This is a genomic window from Pseudopedobacter beijingensis (genome assembly GCF_042678145.1).
GTDB classification, from domain to species: Bacteria; Bacteroidota; Bacteroidia; order Sphingobacteriales; family Sphingobacteriaceae; genus Pseudopedobacter; species Pseudopedobacter beijingensis.
Window position 1 is genome coordinate 1 of the sequence record NZ_JBHUDG010000021.1, and the last position, 511, is coordinate 511.

The 511-nt window shown below is 28.8% G+C and carries 1 protein-coding gene; it reads left to right on the plus strand.

Annotation, left to right across the window (positions count from 1 at the left end; all coding sequences use genetic code 11):
* Positions 1 to 511 (plus strand): restriction endonuclease subunit S (locus ACFSAH_RS14055; RefSeq protein WP_379663375.1); only part of this gene is annotated, 511 nt, incomplete at both ends.

Consider the following 511-nt stretch of genomic DNA (forward strand, 5'->3'; position numbering starts at 1 on the left):
CCTTAATTAAAGGGCTTTGTCAGAAGCTAATTCTAAATCAAGTACCAAATAAGAAAATAAATAATTGTGTTTCTTCCTATTCATCATCATTAACAGAATCCGATGTAATTGATAAAAATGGGATTTACCCAGTTTATGGAGCTACAGGTATTATTGCATTTACGGAAAATCCTCAAATTAATGAAGATGCAATTTTAATAATCAAAGATGGATCTGGAGTTGGAAAGGTTCAATACGCATCAGATAAGTTTTCGGTTATTGGTACTTTGAACTATCTGACTGTAAAACCAGATGTTAATTTGAAATATATTTTTTTCTGTTTAAAATACTTCAACTTTGAGAAATACAAAGTTGGTTCTGGGATTCCACATATCTATTTCAAAGATTATGGAGAAACATTTATTTATTGCCCCCCTTTGGAAGAACAAAATAAAATAGAAAGTTTATTATCTTCAATCGATTCAAAAATTAATATCGAAACTCAATATATAAAAGAGCTAAAGAAACAGAA